Raw genomic sequence first — 19,691 nt, 5'->3', positions numbered from 1 at the left:
AGCGTAAAAGATCTAGATAACATAGCTTCACAGTATGGCATGGAAAGAGTTGGTTTATGTACTGTGTTTCCCGGTTCTCTGCTAGGCTAATTGAGTACCGGCTGTTTGCTCTCTGCATGTACTCGCATCATGACGTAGAGTCTGTAAGCGGGCCTCGGATGAGGGTTTGCGAGGAATACGCCTCCCGGTACGCGGCGAAGACGCAGAGCCGCGACAAAGTCTCTGTAGACGCTCTTCAGAGTAGGCTTTGCAGGCACTTCGTTAGTCATATTTGCGAGGGCCGAGATAGCTGCTGCTCCGACCCTTCTCACGGAATAGATGTCTGCGAGGCTCTCCCAGGCCCAGCTATAGGTCACCCAGAAGCCCCACTCTGCTAGGAACATAGCTACCGCCTCAACTATTCCAATAAAGCCTCCTAGCGTCACTAGATTGATCATTCCTAGAAGTATTGCCACGCTCGAGAGGATCAGTACAGTGCTCGCGGCCTGGGGTGTTAGTGGGCGAAGTGCTTCAGAGTGTCCCTTCTCGTGCATCACTATCGCAGCAATCTGGGCAGGGTCAAACACGTTGAGCAGGGACTCCGATAAATATATCTTGCCGGTCCCAGTGAAGCTGAATGCTGCGAAGCCCCTATTCTTCAAAACCCTTACCCGGACGACTTCGTCGCCGAGCCCTACGGCGGCATCCCTGCTCCTTGTCTCGAGGAATACGTGGGCAACAAGGAAAGCAGCGACAAGGGTTACGAGGCTCACGAGGAGGGTCTCGAGATCCATCCATCCGGCGACGAGGGCGAGTAGCGCGGAGCCTCCGAGCCCGTAGAAGAGTAGAAGCCTAAGCCTCTTCCACATCTTGTCTACAGGGCCGTTAACGGTTGCAACGTAGAGCCCTGGGCCAGCTAACCCGGCGGCAACGATGACAGCTAATAGTGCTTTGCTCAATTTGGCTGCGGAACCTCCGGGACTCCCCTTATGTCGCCGCTAAGTCGGGTAATTACTAGGGCAATCTGTGTCCTTTAATTATTACCTGCCTCGTGCGATGCTAGTGTGTTCCGAGATACTAATAAGTGGCGGGCCTCCAAGGACTACATAGTCGCGCTTAAATACTCGTCATAGCCTCCTCTAGGTAGGGTTTGGAGGGTTCTTCTATGTCGAGCCCGGCTTCTCTCGAGGAGCGAATCGAGAAGCTGATAGCACAGCTAGAGCAAATGAAGAAGATGCTTGAAGGGATTGCTTTAGACGAGATGTGTGAGGCTAAGGCTTACCGAGACATGGCTAAGGCTTGTAGAGATGAGCACGCGAAGTGGGAGCTCTTCCTCATAGCCTTTGACAGTATAGTTCACCGTGAAATAGCGTGGGCGCTCATGAGGGCGATTACCTCGACGATCATGTTTGCCCGCGACCTCTTGCTCTACAAGCCTGGCCCCGAGGAAGCGAAGCGTGTACTAGAAATGGTTGAGACACATATTAGCATGGAGAAGCTTGCACAATCAAGTTACGAGGACCTGGTTCCCCTAGCCGAGCCTGGGACCACTCTTAGAAAGCTGTTGGAGCTGCTTGTTGAGGAGGAGAAGAAGCACGCCAGGCTAGCCGAGTCGGTGATAAAGAGGCTAAAGTCAAAGACAGGGGAAACTCAGTAGGATCTTATCCTACTTGTTGGAGGAGGCCAAAAGGGTTTTGAACACTAGTTTTGCCTAGACATAGCCTTCTTCGGCACATATCTTCTTCATTACCAGTGCGTCTTTGTCCAGGATAGGGCTCTCGGATATAATTACCCCTTCTATGCCGGTCTCCTTGTAGCCGCGGCACACTATTCTCCAGTCCGGCCCGTACTCCTCTTCAGCAAGGGTGTGATGTTCTCTTTCCCCTCCCCTCCCGTACTCTATCTTGCTGAAGTGAGTGTGGAGCGGCTTTACAGCCCAGCTTCCAAGCTCTTTCTCAATGAACTCTATGACTTTGATAACGTCGTCTATTTTTGTGATAAACTTTCCCTCGCTTCTCGCGTAGAGATGGGCCCAGTCGACTGCTGGCCGCGCCATTTCTAGCTCGCGGCAAATAGCTATCACTTCCTCAATGCTTCCAACCTGGCTTGTCTTGCCTGTTGTTTCCGGTGCGATCCATACTCCCTTGACCCCCTCCTGTTTCATCCACTCCACGACAGGCCTTATCCCCTCTATTGTGCGCTTCAATGCCTCTTCGGGGCTCGAGTTGCCCTTGTAGTAGCCCGGGTGGAACACGACCGCGTAGGCCCCCATCCAGTATGACGCCTGGACTGCTGCCCTCAGTCTCTCCTGGCTCTTCTTAACGGTCTGCTCCTCTGGTGACGCGAAGTTTATGAAATATGGGGCATGCATTGATAGGAGCACGTCGTACTTCTTTGCAGCTTCTCCTATGGCGCGGGCCTTGGCCTCGCTTATCCTAACCCCTCTCACAGCCTCATACTCCATAGCGTCGAGGCCCTCCTTGGCAACATACTCTACGGCTTTTACGTAGTCGCCGCTCTTCATGTCAACCGGTTTGCCTGCAGGCCCGAAGCGCATACGTTTCCTCGACAAGACTTGATTCCCCCTCTAGACTCCTTAGAGGAGGCACATGGCCCCTAAATACGGGTAACGAGCCTTGCGTATCAACACTTAAGCTATTTCGCTGCATTGTTTGTCGCCGCCTTTTTCTATCCCGGGGGCTCGGAGTGGTTGAACAGTGGAACAAGCGAGCGTCCGGAGGCATGCATGGGTTATGCGTCTAGGCTTTTACGGTTTTGGCGCAATTGCGCGCCTAACCGCGAGGCTTGGCCTCGAGCGGGGCCATGAAGTAGTGGCTGCTGTTGACATTGATCCTAGGCTTGTTGGCCGCGATATCGGAGAAGTCATGGGTCTCGGCGAGAAGCTTGGCGTAAAGATAAGCAGTGACCCCTCTGTTCTCGCCCAGGCAGACGTGGTTATACATGCCACGGGCTCGTATCTGGACAAAGTATACCCCCAGCTTACCCGTGTAATCGAGATGCGGAGAGACGTGGTTTCAACTTGTGAGACCCTCGCGTACCCGTGGTATCGTTACCCGATCCTTGCACGCAAGCTGGACGAGAAGGCTGGCCAATACGGTGTAGCAGTGCTCGGAGCCGGGATAAATCCGGGATTCTTGCTTGATACGCTCCTCGTTGTGCTCTCTGCGCCCTTCCACCTAGTCAGAAGGATCCATGCTGTTAGGAGCCTGGACGCCGCTAAGAGGAGGGAGCCTTTCCGCAGGAAGATAGGTATAGGCCTAGACCCGGCCGAGGTTAGGGAGAAGCTTGAGCGCGGCGAGCTCACAGGCCACGTGGGGTACGCCGAGTCCGTTCTCCTAGTCGCGGATGCAGCGGGCATCCAGCCCGAGAGGGTGGTCGAGGCCCAAGAGGTCGTTGTCGCAGAGTCTGCTACAGAGTCTAGCGGTGTGCGCGTCGAGGCGGGTAAGAACCTCGGGCTAAAGGGCTATGGCGCAGCCTATGCTGGGGGCCGCGAGATAGTCCGCATAGAGTTCCACGCGTATGTCGGTGCACCCGAGTACGAGGAGGTGGTAATCGAGGGCAAAGACTACACGGTCAAGTGGAGGAGCACCGGAACCCCCGGCGATGCGGGCACAGCATCAGTGCTACTGCACATGGCTGAAGCCATACCTGGTTACGGTCCCGGCCTCCTTACAATGATGGATCTCGTCCCCTTTAGGCCCAAGTTCCTGGTGAAGCAGGGATGAGCCACGAGGAGGCCCTAGAAGAGCTCCGCAAGCGCCTCGAGGAGAAGTACGTCGAGTTCACGCCAGGGTCTAGGAGGCTCTACGAGAGAGCACGCAAGGTCCTACCCGGGGGAGTCACCTACCAGATACGATGGCTCAGCCCATACCCTGTCTTCGTCGAGCGCGGAGAAGCACAGCATATCTGGGACGTTGACGGCAATCGCTACATCGACTACTGGATGGGCCACGGTGCCCTGATCCTGGGCCATCGACACGAGGTTGTCAGGAAGGTTCTCGAAAACGCGCCGGAGCTAGGCACGCACCTCGGCTTCGAGAACCCCTATGCAATCGAGTACGCGGAGCTACTAGCGAGGATAGTGCCGGGCGTAGAGCAGGTAAGGTTCACTAACAGCGGCACAGAGGCAAACATGTACGCGGTCAGGCTCGCGAGAGCCTACACGGGCAGAAAATACATTATCAAGTTCGAGGGCGGCTGGCACGGAGGCTACGACCCCCTCCACGTCGGGGTTACTCCTCCCTACGAGGGCCCAGAGAGTCTGGGACTAATAGAGGACTGTCTACGCTACACGCTTGTCGCCAAGTACAATGACCTAGGCAGTGTAGAAGAACTAATGAAGAAGTTTGGCAACGATGTTGCAGCGATAATAGTTGAGCCTGTACTCGGCGCCGGCGGCGCCATCCCAGCGGAGAGGGAGTTTCTGAAGGGGCTACGAGAAATTGCAGACCATTATGGCTCCCTCCTAATCTTCGACGAGGTGATAACTGGGCTCCGACTAAGCCTCGGAGGAGCTCAGGAATACTACGGGGTACGGGCAGACATAGTCGTCATGGGCAAGATTATTGGTGGAGGTGTGCCGGGTGCAGGAGCCTTCGGTGCTAGAGAAGAGATAATGCAGCTACTAGACCACCTTCGCTACCCGAATCCACGTCAGCGCAGCTTCCACGGGGGAACGTTCACAGGTAACCCCTTGACAATACTGGCCGGATACGCCACCGTCAAGTATCTTGCAGAACACCCCGGCGTCTACGAGAAGATGAATAGTCTCTGGGACAATGCCCGGAGAAAGATGGACAGCGTCTGCTCTCGGTACGGCGATGTCTGCTGGTCAACGGGCGCTGGCAGCATCGTCGGGATACACTTTACGAGGAGCAGGCCACGCTCGGCGAGAGAAGCAGTAGAGAATAGGTGGAGCAAGAAGGTTTACGAGGCATTTAACCTATATGCTAGGGTAAACGGGATCCTATATGTCTCGGAGCACATGGCCCACCTGCTTGCATCGATAAAGCATACTTGGAGCGACGCCGAGCAATTCATAACGGTGCTCGAAAACTTCCTCGAGGAGGCAAAGAAAATAGGAGGACTACCACGATAGTCGTCCCGGAACAGAGGGACAGAGAGGAATCACGACGATAGTGATGAGTGTGGCGGGCTAGACCCCTCTACGTGGCGGAGGGGTGTGAAGACAGTGGACCCGCTGAAACCCTGCCTGGCTTCTATGCTATCTCGTACACGTTACCGTGCAAGCCTATAGGCGTGCTCAATTATCTTTTCAAGTGCTTCTTCAAGAGCGCCTATCCTGGGTACAAAGGATACATGGAACGCCGAGAACCTTGACGCCAATGTGACGCGCTTCAAGTCAACAAGCTCTACAAGGCTCTCGGCGACACGCCTCACATGGAGGAGGGCCTCTTCATCGCTATAGAGGGCGTGGAACAGCCTATCCTTGACGACGACCTCCCTGTTATATAGTCTGCCCTTATAATTCCTTACATCGTTCTCGACGAGCCTCTTAACAGCCTTGTCCCGGGGATCGTAGAGGTGTGCCTCACCGCCAGGAGGCTTAGACAGCCTAAAAGTCAGCTCAAGCCTCTCCTTCCTACGCCCAACAAGTATTACAGGTACATAGAGGAGAACATGGTGGGGAGGAATCATGTACAGCGCCCAGGCCTTTGGCACCTTCTCCGAGCTAAGGCGATACTCTGCGCGAAAGCCGACAAGGTAGCCGAGGAGCGTATATGTCTTATCACGGGGCCTAAGCACTCTCTCTAAGAGACCTATGACGAGCCTCATGTGTCTTATCATGAGCCTCCTCATCTGGAAGAACCAGAGCACGCTAAGCGATGATATAATAACTATGATTGAGAACATGAGCCACCAAGTATTCAAGTTGCTTCTTCACCGGCTCACGGGTTCCTTCAGACTAGGGTAATATACTCCTATGCAGTTTCCTCAATACTTGACAAAGGATTTAGGACGCAAAATACAGAGAAAATACGATGTATTACTTTTAAGAATCCAATACAATTAGTTAGAATAATCGGGGGCTTTGCAAATTCTTTAAATATACCACTTTTTCCCCTCCCTCTATAATGGTTACAAGAGGTAATCAGGATATAGTAATAAACACATGTTAAGCTAGGTGGGACGCATGGCGCACCACCCTGCGGTAAAAGCGACTGGGGCTCTGCTAACAGCAATAGGGCTAATACTCATGATCTACGCCTTCGTCATAGGCCCAATTCACGGCAAGATAGGCTCAAAGAGCGCCTGGACAAGCGATGCCATTAGCATGATTCTAGGATGGTACTTCATCATAGTGGGGCCAGCGCTGTACTTCGGCGAGGCACCGGCAAAGCTGAGGCGCGAAGCCGCCAAGGAAAAACAAAGCACCAGTTAGGGGGTGAGGCTGGATGGGCGCGCCCGCTGGAGCAATAGTTCTAACCGTTCTCGTGGCCTATATCCTAGCCTACATATACTACGGTAAGAAGATTCTTCAAGAGAAGGTTGTAAAGGCTGATCCCAATAGGCCTACACCAGCCTATACCAAGTATGATGGCATAGACTACGTGCCGACAAACAAGTACGTGCTCTATGGCCACCACTTCGCCAGCATCGCTGGTGCAGGCCCCATCGTAGGCCCAGCCATCGCGATGGCCTATGGATGGTTCTTGCCAATCATATGGGTACTCTTCGGCAACGTATTCATAGGAGCAGTCCACGACTACCTTTCCCTAATGGCTAGTGTGCGGCACGGCGGCCTCTCAATAATGAGCGTCTCCGAGAACGTCATGGGCCGTAAGGCGCGATACGTGTTCCTACTATACGTCTACGCAGCGCTAATCCTAGTGCTCGCGGCATTTATCAGCGTCGCCGCGAAGCTAATGGCGTCAATACCTTCAGTTGCCACACTCGCACTCCTCTACATGCCAATAGCTATAGGCGTTGGCCTGCTCCTATACCGTACCGGCTTAACGCCAGCACAGAGCTCAATAATAGGCGTAGTAATGCTGTTCATCGCCATAGCGTATGCGATGAAATATCCATTCCTCACGCCAACAACCAAGATAGCCGGGTTCACCATAGACCCCTACCACATGTGGATAATCCTCCTAGCACTGTACTCGTTCCTTGCAAGCGTGCTACCAGTATGGTATCTGCTACAGCCACGCGACTACCTAAACGCCTACGTGCTGTGGTCATTCGTCCTGCTAGGCGTAGTCGGAGGACTCATAGTCATAGCTAAGCCTCTCAGCGGCCCAGCCTACACCTCTTTCGCACCAAAGATATTCGCTGGAGAACCAACACCCTTCTGGCCAGCAATACCATTGATAATTGCCTGTGGCGCGCTGAGCGGCTTCCACAGCGTAGTAGCGAGCGGCACCACTAGCAAGCAGCTAGCAAACGAGCTAGACGCCCTATTCGTCGGCTACGGCGGCATGTTGACAGAGGGAGCTGTCTCCAGCTTCGCAGTAATACTGCCAATAGCCCTTGCGTGGAAGCAGCCAGACTTCCCGCAACTACTAAAAGCCATGGGCGTAGGCCAGGAGACAATCAACGCATACATTAGCAAGAACATACTTGTTCTAGACAAGGTGCACAGGTTCACCTATGGCTACGGCTACATGCTGGGCAAGGCATTCGGCAGTGTAACAACAGTTGGCTCAACCATGGCGAAGTTCGCCGCAATGGCCCTGGCATCGTTCATCCTTACAACGCTAGACACTGCTACGCGTCTAGGAAGATTTGCCTGGCAGGAGATGTTCGACTGGCTGGAAGAGAAGAGCCGCACAGCATACGTAGCCATAGCCAACCGCTACGTTGCCAGCGCTCTCGCAGTAATCATGGGCGTGGTGCTAGCATACCCCAACGTAGTCATAGGCGGCAAGCCTGCGCCAGCGTACAACGTGATATGGCCAGCCTTTGCTGGTACAAACCAGCTGCTCGCCGCCCTAGCCTTGCTGACTGCCGCGCTATGGGCATACGCAGTACTACAGGTCAGGGGCTCGATTAACTGGCTAATACAGGTCCCGGCATGGTTCCTATGGATAACGGTAACAACCGGACTAGCGTGGTGGACTGTAAAGGTGATGCCAAAGCTACCGACAATACAGAAGTACGGTGCGGGAAGCCTAGTAGTAATATCGCTGATCATAGACTTCTTGCTAATCTACCTATACGTGCAGGGACTCAGCAAGGCAAAGATAGCCAAGACTGCGCCTGCGAGAAGGTAGCGCGCATAGTTCCTCAACACCGTTTTTTGTCGGGAGTATTCCCGCTTTCCTTCTCTATTCCCTCTTCATGCTTTTTATGGCATTATCTGTGATTTGGAATAAGGTTAATGATATCCTAGGATAATGTTGTTATCTGGGTGCGTGGGTGCACGGTTGTGGTAACTGATCGAGTAAAGAAGCTGTTTAAGGAATTAAAAGAACTTGTTGTTGGGATGAACCAGGCGCTTATCGAGCAGCGTGTAGAGGCGCTCGAAATAGAGTACTTGGAGCTCGAGCATGCCTTCCTGACAATGATACTTGGTGGCCTAGTTGGGCTACCCCTAGCCCCTCTCAGCGTTGCAGCGGAGCTGGCACCCCATCTCGAAAAAGAGGTGAATATACTGTTCAACCGTACATGGCGTGGCGCCGACACGATAGCAGACTTGTTCAGTAGCATGGGCGGTGAGTGGTGAAGAGCAAGGTGGCGCTGCTCTCTAGCTTCGTGGAACCCGGGGTAGAGAGGCCCCACATCATAGTCGTCATGGGCAAGGGCGGTGTCGGTAAAACGACTGTCAGCATTAGGCTGGCTTACGAGCTTTCCCGTAAAGGCTTCAAAGTTCTGCTCGCAAGCCTTGACCCGGCGAAGCACCTGCTCGAGTATCTTGAGCTCCCCAAGCCACTTGTAGAGAAAGAGGTTGCCCCGAACCTGTTTGCGGTACAATACGAAGTTGACCGTTATGCTAGGAAGCTCTCAGAGGAGTACATGGTGCTGCTGAGGCGCCTTATACCGGCGCTCACCGCGCTGTCCGCTGATGATGTGCTCAAGGCTATACGCGACTCCCCGGGCTTCGAGGAGGAGGTCTTCCTGCGCATACTCAGCGAGCTATACGAGAGACGCGACATGGACTTCATCGTTGTCGATACTCCTCCGACCGGCATAGCTCTCCGCGTCGTCATGCTTCCACGCGTCCACTTGTTCTGGGTGGCGAGGCTCAGAGAGCTACGCGAGAGAATAGTCTCCATACGCTACGCTATAGCTAATGCCCTTGGCCGCCGAGAGGAGATACATGACCCTGTTCTGGACAAGCTCTACGAGATGGAGGAGAGGTACAAAGCACTATGGGATAGCGTGAGAAGGCCGGAGCGCACAAGCTTCGTTATTGTCGCGACCCCAGAGCCCCTCCCGATCTATGAAGCGAAAATGGTTGTTGAGCGAATAAAGGAGATGGGCTCAAGGGTAAAGCTACTAGTAGTAAACAGAGTCATGGCCGAGAAGGCCGCCATACTCGGCACCGACGGTATTGAGAAGACCCAGATAGCCGAGGCCAAGAAAATCTGCTGCATGACTAGGCCTCCAGCCCTGCTAGCCCTAATATCCCATGTCGAGAAGCCTCCTAGCAGGCTAGAAGACGTAGCAGAGCTGGATAAGGCTATAACAGTAATGAAACCCGAGTGCTGAGCTGAGAACAGTGATCCGCCAGGCAATCACTTGCAGCGATATAGACGGTCTGCGCCGCTGTCTAAGCCAACGCCCTAGCACAGATAGCTTTGACGCCGCGGTAGCCGTCATTATCTGCTGCCTAGCCGGGCCACGCATAGTCCTAATCGAGAGAAGCCTCGATCCTCGAGACCCCTGGGCCGGAGACATGGCGTTCCCGGGTGGGCACCGAGAGCCCAGCGACAAGTCTCCCCTTGACACAGCTCTGCGGGAAGCAGCCGAAGAATCATGTATCAAGCCCAAGGAGCTGGAGATCCTGGGCTATCTCCCCACAGCATCACCTCTCCGTGTAAGGATGAGGGTAGTCCCGGTTGTTGCTCGGCTACGTGGCTCGGTGTGCCCAGTTGAAAGGCTCCGGAGTTGCTCATCGAGCGAAACGAGGAGGCTGGTCTTAACACCTCTACCAGCAACTATAGAGAAGCGGCTACTGCTTCACCGCTTCCGCGGAAAGCTCGTGGAGGGTTACAAGACCTGGTACGGCGACATAGTGTGGGGCATGACATTGAGGATAATTGAGGACCTTTTAAGAACTATAAGAGAGTGCGGAGAGACACTCTAGGCTAGGCCTAATCTGAGCCTATTCCGGTTAATTGGTGCTTCTTGCCCAGGATCTTCCTACGTCCCGAGTACTAGTTTCGCGGCTAGAGTCAAGTAAATGAAGACCACACTTACATCAACGATAGTCGTTATTAGTGGTGCTGAGAGAGTTGCAGGGTCTATGCCTAGTCTCCTCGCCAGTATTGGGAGTATTGCTCCAACGATATCCGCGAACACTATCACTATGAAGAGTGTCAACGCTACCGCGAATGCCACCCGAGCGTTCCCGCCAAGGACATATGCGAACCCGAACCCTATAGAGCCAAATACCGCCCCGATAGTCGCCGCGGTTGCAAGCTCCTTGAGGAAGACATAGATGACGTCGTGTATGCTTCTCTCCGAGAGTTCTCCGAGGGCGAGCGCACGTATAATCATGGATGTTGCTTGGCTTCCAACGTTTCCACCGGTATCCATTATGAGCGGGATAAAGGCAGCGATCACCGCGACCCTCGATATGAGGTCCTCGTAGCTCTTAATCACGCTCGCAGTAACGCTCTCAATAACGTATATCAGCAGGAGCCATGGAAGCCTTATCTTGAACAAGTCCTTGACGCTGGCAGCGAGGTACCGTTCACGCGGCTTCTCGAGACCACCCAGGAGAGCCAAGTCCTCTGCCGCCTCTTCTGCTAGCACATCAGCAACGTCCTCCACGGTGATTGCTCCAAGGAAGCGGCCGAAGCGGTCAACAACGGGAAGCCTGTTCACGTCGTAGCGGAGCATGAGTCTTGCAGCCTCCTCTCTATCCGCCTCGGGCTCTATGGTTATCCGCGGCCTGCGCGCGAGCTTAACGAGAGGCTCAGTAGGCTTTGCTCGAAGCAGCTCATCTACAGGAACTATGCCGACTAGCCTCCCCTCATCATCTACTACGACTATTATGTCGCGTACATCGTAATGCCCCTGTCGTAGTGCCTGGAGAGCATCCTGCACAGTGTCCCTGGCCCGGAGCACCGGGATGCTTGTAGTCATTATGCCGCCAGCGCTCTCCGGCGGGTACTGGAGCAGCTTAACGGCCTCCTTTCTCAGCTCGTCTGGAAGCATTACGAGTATTTGCTTCTTCTTATCCTCTGGGAGCTTCTGCAAAACGTCAACAGCTTCGTCGGGCTCCAGCCTTGAGATGGCCTCGGCGAGGCGGCTAAGGGGAATGGACTCAAGTATCTCCTCCAGGATGTTCTCATCAGCTTCGCGCAGGAGGTGGGCAAGGGTCTCCAATTTGAGGAAGCGGTAGATTTGCCTCCTCTTCTCCTCTGGGAGCCTAAGCACGGCGTCAAGGATATCGGCAGGAGCCAAGTGGTCCTCGAGAGCTTGTACGAGTCCGGGTCTCTCCTCGAGGAACTCTGCCAATAGCTCGCCTGCACCTGCTCCCAGCTTGGCAACACTGACGTCTACGTCCTCTAGGTCGCTTAGTTTCTCCCAGAGCTTGTCCTCTAGGTCCTCGGCCTCCATAGGGATATCTACTATGAAGAGTAGAACGGCTTCGCCCTCAACAGCGTAGCCTAGGTTGAGAATAATGTTGGCGCCGAGGTCTCGCAGCCTGGCAGCGACATCGGATAAGAGTCCTGGCCGATCCCTAGCCCTTACCAGTACAACTACTCTCGCCATGCTGGCCTCCCTGTACCTTTTTCTTCGCCACCTATTAGCGCGCTGTGGAAAGGGATATTATGCTGAGAGATAATTGCGGCATTAACGAGTATACTAATGGTGCTCGGGCTTAAAAGAGGCTTAAACAAATTAGGTTTCAGCGATACCTTTGCGCAGAACTAGTTGGGGGTCAGGTTTTGGCTAAGCAGACAGTGGTCATAAAGATAAGCGGCAAGCACATTGACCCGGACAAGACTAGCCTCATAAGGGACTATGTTGCCGTGCTGCGAAGCCTACACCAAGAAGGCTACCGAATTGCCGTGGTCGTGGGAGGCGGCCCGACAGCTAGGAAGTACATTGCAGCAGCTAGATCGGTTGGAGCAAACCGGGCCTTCCAAGACATACTCGGCATCGAGGCCGCTAGGCTCAATGCTAGGCTCTTGGCGGCGGCACTCCACCCGGATGCGTATCCGGAGCCTCCGCGTAGTATATGGGAGGCGCTTGAGGCGGCTGCTACTGGCAAGATAGTCGTGGCAGGCGGGTTCCAGCCGGGGCAAAGCACTGCGGGAGTGGCAGCGGTTCTCGCCGAGGCGCTCAACGCCGACCTCCTCGTCGTAGCAACCACGGTTGACGGTGTCTACACGGATGATCCTAGGCGAAACCCCCAGGCCCAGCTAATCCCCAGGCTCAGCTATGAGCGATTACGCGAAGTGCTATCCCAGACAGTTGAGCCTGGCCGCTACGAGCTACTAGACCCGCTCGCGATAACAGTCCTCGAGAGGAGCGGTATAAAGACGAGAATAGTGAACGGCCTCGAACCTGTCAACGTGTATAAGGCTGTACACATGGAGGATGTAGGCAGCCTGGTCGAGCCCTAGCATGGCTAGGAAACACTGCTTTCCTTCTCTCGCTTATTCTCTTGCCTAGTCTTGTTTAGCGTGTTGTATAGTCAAGATGCTCTTGCAGGAAGTGTTCTGGCTGATACACCGGGTTTAACAGATAGCACCGCTGTGGCATCGCTAGCGAGGACTCATCGCTGATTATACTCCTCAGCGTGGATGGGAAGGCATCTTGCTGGTAGTCGGCGTCGCGGTAGACATTGCTCGCGTCGAGGAGAAACTCATAGTACAAGAGCTTAGAAGCAAGCTAGGCGACGCAGTCCTAATCGATACTAGGAACGAGCCAATCCCGCTTGAAGCTCCCTTCTCCCTCGACGCGGTAGTTGTGAGAACGATCTCTATGTACAGGGGGTTATATGTATCAGCGCTCTTTGGGGCAAACGGCGTCTTCGTAGTAAACCCTTGGGAGACAATGATTGTCTCCGGCGACAAGATTCTGGCATACGCGAGGCTCGCTGAGAAGAAGATACCAGTACCAGCAACAGTTATCGCAACCAGCAAGGAGGCTGCGATACGCGCGGCGAGGGAGAAAGGATTCCCGATCATAGTTAAGTCGCCTATAGGTAGCTGGGGCCGCTTAGTCTCCAAGGCGAGGAGCGAAGAAGAGCTAAAAGTGATCGTGGAGCACCGTGAGGCTTTGCCGTGCTCGCAGCAAAAAACAATGATAATCCAGGACTACGTTGACAACGGGGCAAAGGATATCCGCTGCATAGTTGTCGGCGACGAGCTACTGGGGTGCATAGAGCGCATAGCGTCCAAGGGCGAGTGGAGGAGCAACGTAGCACTCGGGGCAAAGACCAGGCCTCGGAGCACCGATCCAGAGCTCGAAGATATCTCGCTGCGCGCAGCCGAGGCAGTAAAGGGCTTCTTCGTCTCAATAGACATCTTCGAGACCGGCAACGGCTACCTCGTTAACGAGGTAAACGCGACACCAGAGTTCAAGGGCTTCATGAGAGCCACGGGCCTTAACCCTGCCAGAAAGCTTGCCGAAAAAATAGCCGAGACTCTACACAAGTAGTACTGGTGCCGCTGCTCGGCTCTATGGGCTTAGCCAGCGGGAAACCTTCCTCCTCGCCTCGATCACGTAGTCGGGGCACTGGATCCTTTCCGCTAGGTCTCGTAGCTCTACTCCTTCGCCGCGGAGGCGCAGATAAGTACAATCAGGCACATCTCTCTCAACTCTCGCGCTGGGGTGTATCCACGAATACGCGCCAACCCTCACACCGGGGAACAGTGATACATTGATACCCGTCTGGGCATAGTCACCCATTATCGCGCCGAGCTTGTTACGCCCACTATCAACGCGCCTACCCTTCAATACAACCTTCACAGTTGCGTGGTCAAAGCGCAGATTAGCAGTAATAGTACCAGCCCCAAGGTTCACCTCCTCGCCCAGAATACTGTCACCAACATAGTTTAGGTGCGGAGCCTTAGCGCCACGCAGCAGTATCGAGGCCTTGACCTCAGTATGCGTCGCAGCCCTGGAGCCAGGGTGGAGGAAGCTCCAAGGCCTCACCCTTGCAAACGGGCCGACCTCTCCCTCTATCCACGCCGGGCCCTCTACGACACTGTGGCTGCGCACTACTGCATCCTTTGCCACGTAGACGGGTCCCCGGAGCACAGTGCCTGGCTCAACCTCTCCCTCGGCAAGGGGTTCCCTGAGCTCGCTGAACCGCTCCTCGAAGACGACGCGGTAAGCGGTGAACACGTCCCAAGGCCTACCTATATCGAGCCATACCCAGTCCTCTCCGCTCGCTACATGCACACACGTTTTCCTCGCAATTGCCGTGACTGCATCAGTTACCTCGAGTTCGCCGCGAGGACTCGGCTTGAGCTGCGCGAGCTCCTCTTCGAGGCTCTGTCTCGGCAGCAGGTAGATACCGGTATTGATTAGTGAGCCGGGTTTCGCGTCCACGGGCTTCTCGACAATGGCTTCGAGGCAGCCAGTACTGCTCAGCTTCAGCACGCCGTAGTTCCAGGGCTCATTGCTCGGCACGGCCGCCACACTAGGAGCCCCTACTTTCACGAGTTTTTCGAACACGTTGCGTGATACCAGCAAGTCGCCATTAACTAGGAGCACCTCGTCAACGCTGCGCGGGAGGGCCTCGACACCAACCCTGGCGGCATCCCCCGTGCCCCTCGGCTCCTCCTGTACAGCGTAGAGGGCCTCCATCCTCTTCTCCTCCAAGTGTTTCCTTATGGCCTCGCCCATCCACCCTTTCCTGACTACTACTAGAAACCCGTCAACTAGGCCACGGAGCTGGCCTATGAGCCTCGAGATCAGCGTGTCGCCGCCAGGCAAGGGTAGCAAGGGCTTAGGCCGAGTGCTTGTAAGCGGCCACAGCCTCTCCCCCCATCCAGCTGCAAGTACTACAGCGTACCGCGTCAAGGCGTAACCCCCTGGTGCATTGTTGGTCGCTGAAGGGTTACCAGAGCACTATGGTGCTCCTCTTCGGCTCCACGGCCTCGAGTGGCGCAACCTTCACCAAGCGGTAGCGCTCATAAATCATTTCAACGCCCTTCACGGGGTCAACACGGAACTCTACTTCGAGAACCCTGCCACCAGACCGGAGCAGGAACACCGGATGGTCGAAAGGCATCTCGGTAATTGGTTTGGCGGGCTCCAGCACAGCTTTGCCGCCACGGGGCTCAATCATCTCGAGGACGAGGTTGTCGCCAAGCCTTTCAACCCTCGCCTTAACGGTGCCCATGTAGCCGTGGTATACTCCCTCAAGGCTCTCCAACAGCTTGTCGGCCTTGATGAAGGGTAGTTGCTCGGGATCAGCGCCTCCGAGGGCCGCGAGCACAGCCATAGCTATGTCTCGTGGAGCCGCGTCAGCGTTCGCCAATACTCCTATGGATAACCCTTTGTCGGCTATGTAGCCAGCATAGCCCGTGTAAACGTAAACGCTGCCACTATGCCCGACAAGCTTCCCGGCGGGAAAACCACTATAGATTATCGTGCCGAGCCCATAGGAGTCGTCCCCGAAGAGCTGAGTCGGTAGCTTTGCACGTGGCTTCTCCATCTCCTCGACACTGCTCTTGGACAATATCTCGGCGTCTCCGAGCCTACCCCTATTAGCCAGCGCCTGCATGAACTTGGCCAAGTCGGTTGACGAGCTATAGATGCCTCCATCAGCGTAGATCGTCGAGGGCAGCGTCATGGGCTTAGGGGGGTTCTGGGAGGAATCGTACGGCGTGGCCAATAAGGGGTGGCGCTGAGCCTCCTCGAACCTCGCAGTAGTGTTCTGCAATCCGAGCGGCTTGACAATGTACCTCTCAACGTAGTCTGCATAGCTGAGGCCGGAAACCCTCTCGATAATCAAGCCCAGCGCGACGAAGCCCTCGTTGAGGTAGAAGAACCGCTCACCGGGGGAAGCGATGGCCCAGTGCCTAGCCCCCTTCTCGAGCCACTCTAGAACGTGGCGCGGGTCGGAGTACGGGAGCCACGTCCTAGACATGGCGAAGTAGCTGCTCAGCAGGGCCTCCGCATAGCCCAGCGCGGGGATACCGCTAGTATGGCTCAGCAAGTGCCAAATACGCACAGGCTCGTTCTTGACCCGCAGCTCTATCGGTAAATACTTGTCCGCGGGATCGTCTAGGCTTAGCACGCCCTTCTCGACGAGCTGCATTATCGCTACAGCAGTGAACACCTTAGTTATAGAAGCTATCTCGTAGACAGTGTCCGGCGTAGCGGGCAAGCTCTTCTCAAGGCTTCGATAGCCATAGGCTCTCTGCTCAACAAGCTCCCCGCTCCTCATCACAGTCAGGCTTAGCCCGGGCACATTGAGCCGCGACATCTTTGAAACAACGTAGCCGTGAAGCCAACGAGAAACAGTAGAACTAGGTGCAGGCTCCATACGAGTACCCGCCTCCCTAGGATACCCGGGAGCGCCGACCTCATTTAAGGCTGGTTAAGCTACACAAAATCTATACTAATAGTTTCAAAAATTTTACAAAAATATTGAAGCCACGACTATAGACGGCGGCCCAGCGAAGGCGCTCCTTTTTATATCTTGCTGTAGATGCCATCTTCACCGCACTATTTAGCTAGTCAAAGACATAGATTCTAAATGATCGAGCTTTGTCCAGAAACGCCTCTGCCAACCATATAGCTAGCGGCGCTGGCCATAATGGCGGCATAAACTACGATACTGTTGCAAGAATGCTTCGCACTCTCAAGGATAATGGTCATCTCACGAAGTCCCAGCTGGCTCGGCTAGGCGGGTTAAACCTCAAGACTGTCGAGAAGTATCTGAGGCTGCTCACCAAGATAGGCGTCGTAGAGGAGCTTAGCCTAGAACCTGGTCTCAGAAAGACCTATGTGCTGACGCCTCGTGGACTCGCTGCCTTGGTCTTACTCGAGACGATTAGTAGTATGCTTGATAGTGAGGCGCACGAGGTAAAGCAGCAAATCGCCGAGAAGGCTGCTGAGCTTCTTCGTGGAAGAGGATACTATGTTAAGAACTTGCTAGCTCACCGCTGTAGCCTTGAGAGGATAGCGGAACTGCACGCAGTAAAGAACGGGAAACACGTCCATGTGTACCTGGCGGCTAACGGTAGCGAGGCAGTTGTCAAGGCCCTTGCAGGCCTTGGCGCGGCAGTGATGCGCAGCGAGCCCGTCTACGTTGTTGTAGCTACGTTTGAGAAGCCATGTATTGTGCTAGAGAACCGCGTAAGCTCCTTCCTCAGAGTAGTGTATGTTGATCGGCGGAGCCCTGAAGGAGCAGCGAAGACCATAGCTGATACAGTTGATGAGCTAGTAGCTAGTAGGGTTCAAGAAGAGTGTAAGAAGGCTCCCCGGGTTCTCCGCATATAGTGTGTTCCTTAGATTTTCCTTGCTGTTATCCATAGTTTTTGCCCAGCTATCCTGTACCCTATTCTCTTATAGGCGCGTATAGCTGGCTCATTGCCTGACTCAACGTGGAGTAGCGCTGTTGCACCACTAGCCACTATATCATGGCTTATTGCCGACGTCACTGCCTTTGCGTATCCTCTCCCTCTGTAAATAGGCTCCGTATAGACGTTGCCAACACAGCCCACCTCTGGCAGCATGAGGTAGCGGCAAGCCATGGACGCTATTCTGCCCTCGATTATTATGGCGTAGCAGCGCCAGCTCTTCAGCAGCTCTCTTGCAGTGTTTAAGCCTATGTTGTATCCCTGCCTCCTCATCGCCTCGGCGAAGATGTCAGCATGGTGCTGTTTCAGCCTAGTAACCTGGCCCAGCACGAAGGGCTTGAACCACTCCTCTCGGAGAACCATATCGTAGTAAACTCTGCTAGTGACCACCTCGTAGCCTTTTTCACGGAGAAAATCACTGATACTCTTCACTTCTTCGTTGCTCCACCGGGGGAGGTGCACGATGAGCTTTTCAGTAGTTGGTTTCAGCTCAACGAGGCTCAGTAGCTTTACCCCATTGCCCCATACGTGTATCGCTGCTGTACCATAGCCGCTGTACCAGAGCATTACGTAGCCCTTGATGCTTGTCCCCTCGAACTCCGTGACGAGGTCTATACGGTCCCTCATATACATGACATCGAATGCTAGGTAGCAGTGACTGAGCGGATCCCTCTCGTAGAGCGAGAAGAGAGAGGCAAGTCTCCTATAGTCTAATTCCTCAAGGCCAGCTATCAATGATGCTCCCCACGTGAGGTTAATCAGCGTGATAACTGCCTTTGCGGCACCAGGTGCCCCGGCTAGAGAACAATAGTATTCGTGTAAAACAAGCACAATGGGACCGTATAGATATGCTAACCCGTTTATCTGAAGCAAAAGATAGAAAAACTAACCCCCAGGTACACGGCGTCAACAATATCACCCCTCACGCGTCAGCCCTGACAAGTCTAGGAGAAGAACAATGAAGGAGCACGTTTGTGTATCAATACCGACCGATGACGGTAAAATAGTTAAGCTAGGCCACTTCGGTGATGGACGTTACTATTATCACTACATGTACGAGAATGGTGCCTGGAGACTGGTACGCGTAGTAGAGAACCCCTATGCCGGCGAACACGACCACAACATGGAGAAGGATGAGGAGAACTCTAAGAGGCCAAAGATATTCGGGCTAAACAAGGGATGCACTCACATAGTGGCAGTCGCCTTTGGCCCAGGAGGCCAAGAGTTCATGGAAAAGAGGGGCCTAAGAGTGATAAGGGTTAGGCCGAGAACGGGCATCGAGGACGCGTTGAAAATCGTAGAGACAAATCTCAAGCAAGCGTAGCCCAGAGAAAAACAAGCCTCTATCCCTACCTACTCCCGCCTAGACATTTCTCCTCAGCAATCTTCTTTGCAACCGAGTCCAGGATAAGGGAGGTATTGTTGCACTTGTTCTCGTTAAAGCACTTCGCAAGCTCTCTTTCAAAGCCTATCTGTTTGTCGAAGCTATTGAGCCCTAGCTTGCTGAGAACATCCCATACGTTCACATAGCTTATTCCCCGCGGAGCAGTAGCCCTCATTACTGCTTCTCGGTGGCCATAGTGTCCGTCGATTACAATGACCCTCGAAGCCCCTATAGAGTAAAGGCTGCTAGTGATGCCAAGCACTAGTCTAGCGACCTCATCCTCGTCGAGGCTAACACTGTACTTATGCATAGGGCTGAAACCGTAGCCGAGAGGCCAAGCCACCAATGCTGCACACTTCTCTGCAGCCCTGCACGCAGTCTCTGTTGCAAGCAATGTATCAAGAACCATGGGCAAGTCTTCGTGGTCCTCGAAGCTCCCAAGGGGCAGCAACACTAGTGCACCGCGTAGCTCACGGTACCCGTAAAGCATTCTATTACACGGCTTAAACAAGGTGCTACTAGCTAGCACTATTCGGCCCTTCTCCTAGGAGGTGTCAACCAAAGAGCTAGGTATATGTTTCGCCTACCGTAATACACTCTACACCTGAGTGGAGCAAGGA

General features: G+C 54.2%; 20 protein-coding genes. 12 read left to right on the top strand and 8 right to left on the bottom strand.

Going from position 1 to position 19,691, the window contains the following annotated elements; genetic code table 11:
- Positions 1–86: 86 nt before the first annotated feature.
- Entirely contained in the window at positions 87–938 is an 852-nt protein-coding gene (locus tag SBG41_RS01255) for a M48 family metalloprotease (protein WP_317895730.1), read from the bottom strand.
- 206 nt (positions 939–1,144) lie between these two features.
- Between SBG41_RS01255 and SBG41_RS01250 the strand changes: the two genes are divergently transcribed.
- Complete coding sequence (locus SBG41_RS01250; protein ID WP_317895729.1) at positions 1,145–1,636, top strand: hypothetical protein; 492 nt, start codon at positions 1,145–1,147, stop codon at positions 1,634–1,636.
- Positions 1,637–1,690: 54 nt separating this feature from the next.
- Here the strand turns inward: SBG41_RS01250 and SBG41_RS01245 are convergent, their stop codons facing one another.
- On the bottom strand, positions 1,691–2,536 hold the full coding sequence (locus SBG41_RS01245) for a deoxyribonuclease IV (RefSeq protein WP_397470770.1): 846 nt from the start codon (positions 2,534–2,536) through the stop codon (positions 1,691–1,693).
- A 160-nt stretch (positions 2,537–2,696) separates the two neighbouring features.
- Between SBG41_RS01245 and SBG41_RS01240 the strand changes: the two genes are divergently transcribed.
- Both SBG41_RS01240 and SBG41_RS01235 read left to right on the top strand, forming a co-directional pair.
- The gene (locus SBG41_RS01240) at positions 2,697–3,725 is read left to right on the top strand and encodes an NAD(P)H-dependent amine dehydrogenase family protein (protein WP_317895728.1); all 1,029 of its coding nucleotides are present in this window, start codon (positions 2,697–2,699) and stop codon (positions 3,723–3,725) included.
- Entirely contained in the window at positions 3,722–5,098 is a 1,377-nt protein-coding gene (locus tag SBG41_RS01235) for an aspartate aminotransferase family protein (protein ID WP_317895727.1), read from the top strand. Before SBG41_RS01240 ends, SBG41_RS01235 begins: the two co-directional genes overlap by 4 nt.
- A 140-nt stretch (positions 5,099–5,238) precedes the next feature.
- On the opposite strand, the gene SBG41_RS01230 is transcribed toward SBG41_RS01235, so the two are convergent.
- A complete protein-coding gene (locus SBG41_RS01230) occupies positions 5,239–5,892 on the bottom strand; it encodes a hypothetical protein (protein WP_317895726.1) in 654 nt (217 codons plus the stop codon).
- Positions 5,893–6,154: 262 nt separating this feature from the next.
- Here SBG41_RS01230 and SBG41_RS01225 point away from each other — a divergent pair, with 262 nt between their 5' ends.
- The 5 genes from SBG41_RS01225 (at position 6,155) to SBG41_RS01205 (ending at position 10,273) form a co-directional block, all read left to right on the top strand.
- Positions 6,155–6,403: a hypothetical protein gene (locus SBG41_RS01225; protein ID WP_317895725.1), complete on the top strand. Its 249-nt coding sequence runs from the start codon at positions 6,155–6,157 to the stop codon at positions 6,401–6,403.
- A gap of 13 nt (positions 6,404–6,416) precedes the next feature.
- Positions 6,417–8,237: a carbon starvation CstA family protein gene (locus SBG41_RS01220; protein WP_317895724.1), complete on the top strand. Its 1,821-nt coding sequence runs from the start codon at positions 6,417–6,419 to the stop codon at positions 8,235–8,237.
- 155 nt (positions 8,238–8,392) lie between these two features.
- Positions 8,393–8,689, top strand: coding sequence for a hypothetical protein (locus SBG41_RS01215; protein ID WP_317895723.1), 297 nt, complete (start codon positions 8,393–8,395; stop codon positions 8,687–8,689).
- Positions 8,686–9,675 carry an ArsA family ATPase gene (locus SBG41_RS01210; protein ID WP_317895722.1) on the top strand — a complete coding sequence of 330 codons (990 nt, stop codon included), beginning with the start codon at positions 8,686–8,688 and terminating at the stop codon, positions 9,673–9,675. Before SBG41_RS01215 ends, SBG41_RS01210 begins: the two co-directional genes overlap by 4 nt.
- Positions 9,676–9,685: 10 nt before the next feature.
- Positions 9,686–10,273 carry an NUDIX hydrolase gene (locus SBG41_RS01205; protein ID WP_317895721.1) on the top strand — a complete coding sequence of 196 codons (588 nt, stop codon included), beginning with the start codon at positions 9,686–9,688 and terminating at the stop codon, positions 10,271–10,273.
- 56 nt (positions 10,274–10,329) lie between these two features.
- Here SBG41_RS01205 and mgtE read toward each other — a convergent pair whose 3' ends face one another.
- Positions 10,330–11,910 (bottom strand): magnesium transporter, encoded by a 1,581-nt coding sequence (gene mgtE, locus SBG41_RS01200; RefSeq protein WP_317895720.1) that lies wholly within the window; start codon positions 11,908–11,910, stop codon positions 10,330–10,332.
- Positions 11,911–12,086: 176 nt separating this feature from the next.
- Here mgtE and pyrH point away from each other — a divergent pair, with 176 nt between their 5' ends.
- Complete coding sequence (pyrH, locus tag SBG41_RS01195; RefSeq protein WP_317895719.1) at positions 12,087–12,767, top strand: UMP kinase; 681 nt, start codon at positions 12,087–12,089, stop codon at positions 12,765–12,767.
- Positions 12,768–12,960: 193 nt separating this feature from the next.
- Entirely contained in the window at positions 12,961–13,806 is an 846-nt protein-coding gene (gene lysX / locus SBG41_RS01190) for a lysine biosynthesis protein LysX (protein ID WP_317895718.1), read from the top strand.
- A 21-nt stretch (positions 13,807–13,827) separates the two neighbouring features.
- On the opposite strand, the gene glmU is transcribed toward lysX, so the two are convergent.
- The gene (gene glmU, locus SBG41_RS01185; protein ID WP_317895717.1) at positions 13,828–15,177 is read right to left on the bottom strand and encodes a bifunctional sugar-1-phosphate nucleotidylyltransferase/acetyltransferase; all 1,350 of its coding nucleotides are present in this window, start codon (positions 15,175–15,177) and stop codon (positions 13,828–13,830) included.
- Positions 15,178–15,214: 37 nt separating this feature from the next.
- A complete protein-coding gene (locus tag SBG41_RS01180) occupies positions 15,215–16,648 on the bottom strand; it encodes a serine hydrolase (RefSeq protein ID WP_317895716.1) in 1,434 nt (477 codons plus the stop codon).
- Positions 16,649–16,872: 224 nt separating this feature from the next.
- Here SBG41_RS01180 and SBG41_RS01175 point away from each other — a divergent pair, with 224 nt between their 5' ends.
- Positions 16,873–17,607 carry a winged helix-turn-helix domain-containing protein gene (locus SBG41_RS01175; RefSeq protein WP_317895715.1) on the top strand — a complete coding sequence of 245 codons (735 nt, stop codon included), beginning with the start codon at positions 16,873–16,875 and terminating at the stop codon, positions 17,605–17,607.
- An 8-nt stretch (positions 17,608–17,615) separates the two neighbouring features.
- On the opposite strand, the gene SBG41_RS01170 is transcribed toward SBG41_RS01175, so the two are convergent.
- Entirely contained in the window at positions 17,616–18,422 is an 807-nt protein-coding gene (locus SBG41_RS01170) for a GNAT family N-acetyltransferase (protein ID WP_317895714.1), read from the bottom strand.
- A 223-nt stretch (positions 18,423–18,645) separates the two neighbouring features.
- Here SBG41_RS01170 and SBG41_RS01165 point away from each other — a divergent pair, with 223 nt between their 5' ends.
- Positions 18,646–19,011 carry a NifB/NifX family molybdenum-iron cluster-binding protein gene (locus tag SBG41_RS01165; RefSeq protein WP_317895713.1) on the top strand — a complete coding sequence of 122 codons (366 nt, stop codon included), beginning with the start codon at positions 18,646–18,648 and terminating at the stop codon, positions 19,009–19,011.
- Positions 19,012–19,036: 25 nt separating this feature from the next.
- Here SBG41_RS01165 and SBG41_RS01160 read toward each other — a convergent pair whose 3' ends face one another.
- The gene (locus SBG41_RS01160) at positions 19,037–19,600 is read right to left on the bottom strand and encodes a creatininase family protein (RefSeq protein ID WP_317895712.1); all 564 of its coding nucleotides are present in this window, start codon (positions 19,598–19,600) and stop codon (positions 19,037–19,039) included.
- Positions 19,601–19,691 lie beyond the last annotated feature (91 nt).

The organism is Pyrofollis japonicus (genome assembly GCF_033097485.1).
In the GTDB taxonomy this organism is placed as follows: domain Archaea; phylum Thermoproteota; class Thermoprotei_A; order Sulfolobales; family Pyrodictiaceae; genus Pyrofollis; species Pyrofollis japonicus.
The sequence above is the reverse complement of the archived record's forward strand: the minus strand, read 5'-3'. Positions and strand labels throughout refer to the sequence as shown.

Bases quoted from the DNA above. Each gene is read 5' to 3' on its own strand.
- SBG41_RS01165 (WP_317895713.1), top strand. From the start codon at position 18,646: ATGAAGGAGCACGTTTGTGTATCAATACCGACCGATGACGGTAAAATA.
- SBG41_RS01235 (WP_317895727.1), top strand. From the start codon at position 3,722: ATGAGCCACGAGGAGGCCCTAGAAGAGCTCCGCAAGCGCCTCGAGGAG.
- SBG41_RS01245 (WP_397470770.1), bottom strand. From the start codon at position 2,536: ATGCGCTTCGGGCCTGCAGGCAAACCGGTTGACATGAAGAGCGGCGAC.
- mgtE (WP_317895720.1), bottom strand. From the start codon at position 11,910: ATGGCGAGAGTAGTTGTACTGGTAAGGGCTAGGGATCGGCCAGGACTC.
- SBG41_RS01220 (WP_317895724.1), top strand. From the start codon at position 6,417: ATGGGCGCGCCCGCTGGAGCAATAGTTCTAACCGTTCTCGTGGCCTAT.
- SBG41_RS01225 (WP_317895725.1), top strand. From the start codon at position 6,155: ATGGCGCACCACCCTGCGGTAAAAGCGACTGGGGCTCTGCTAACAGCA.
- SBG41_RS01250 (WP_317895729.1), top strand. From the start codon at position 1,145: ATGTCGAGCCCGGCTTCTCTCGAGGAGCGAATCGAGAAGCTGATAGCA.
- SBG41_RS01180 (WP_317895716.1), bottom strand. From the start codon at position 16,648: ATGGAGCCTGCACCTAGTTCTACTGTTTCTCGTTGGCTTCACGGCTAC.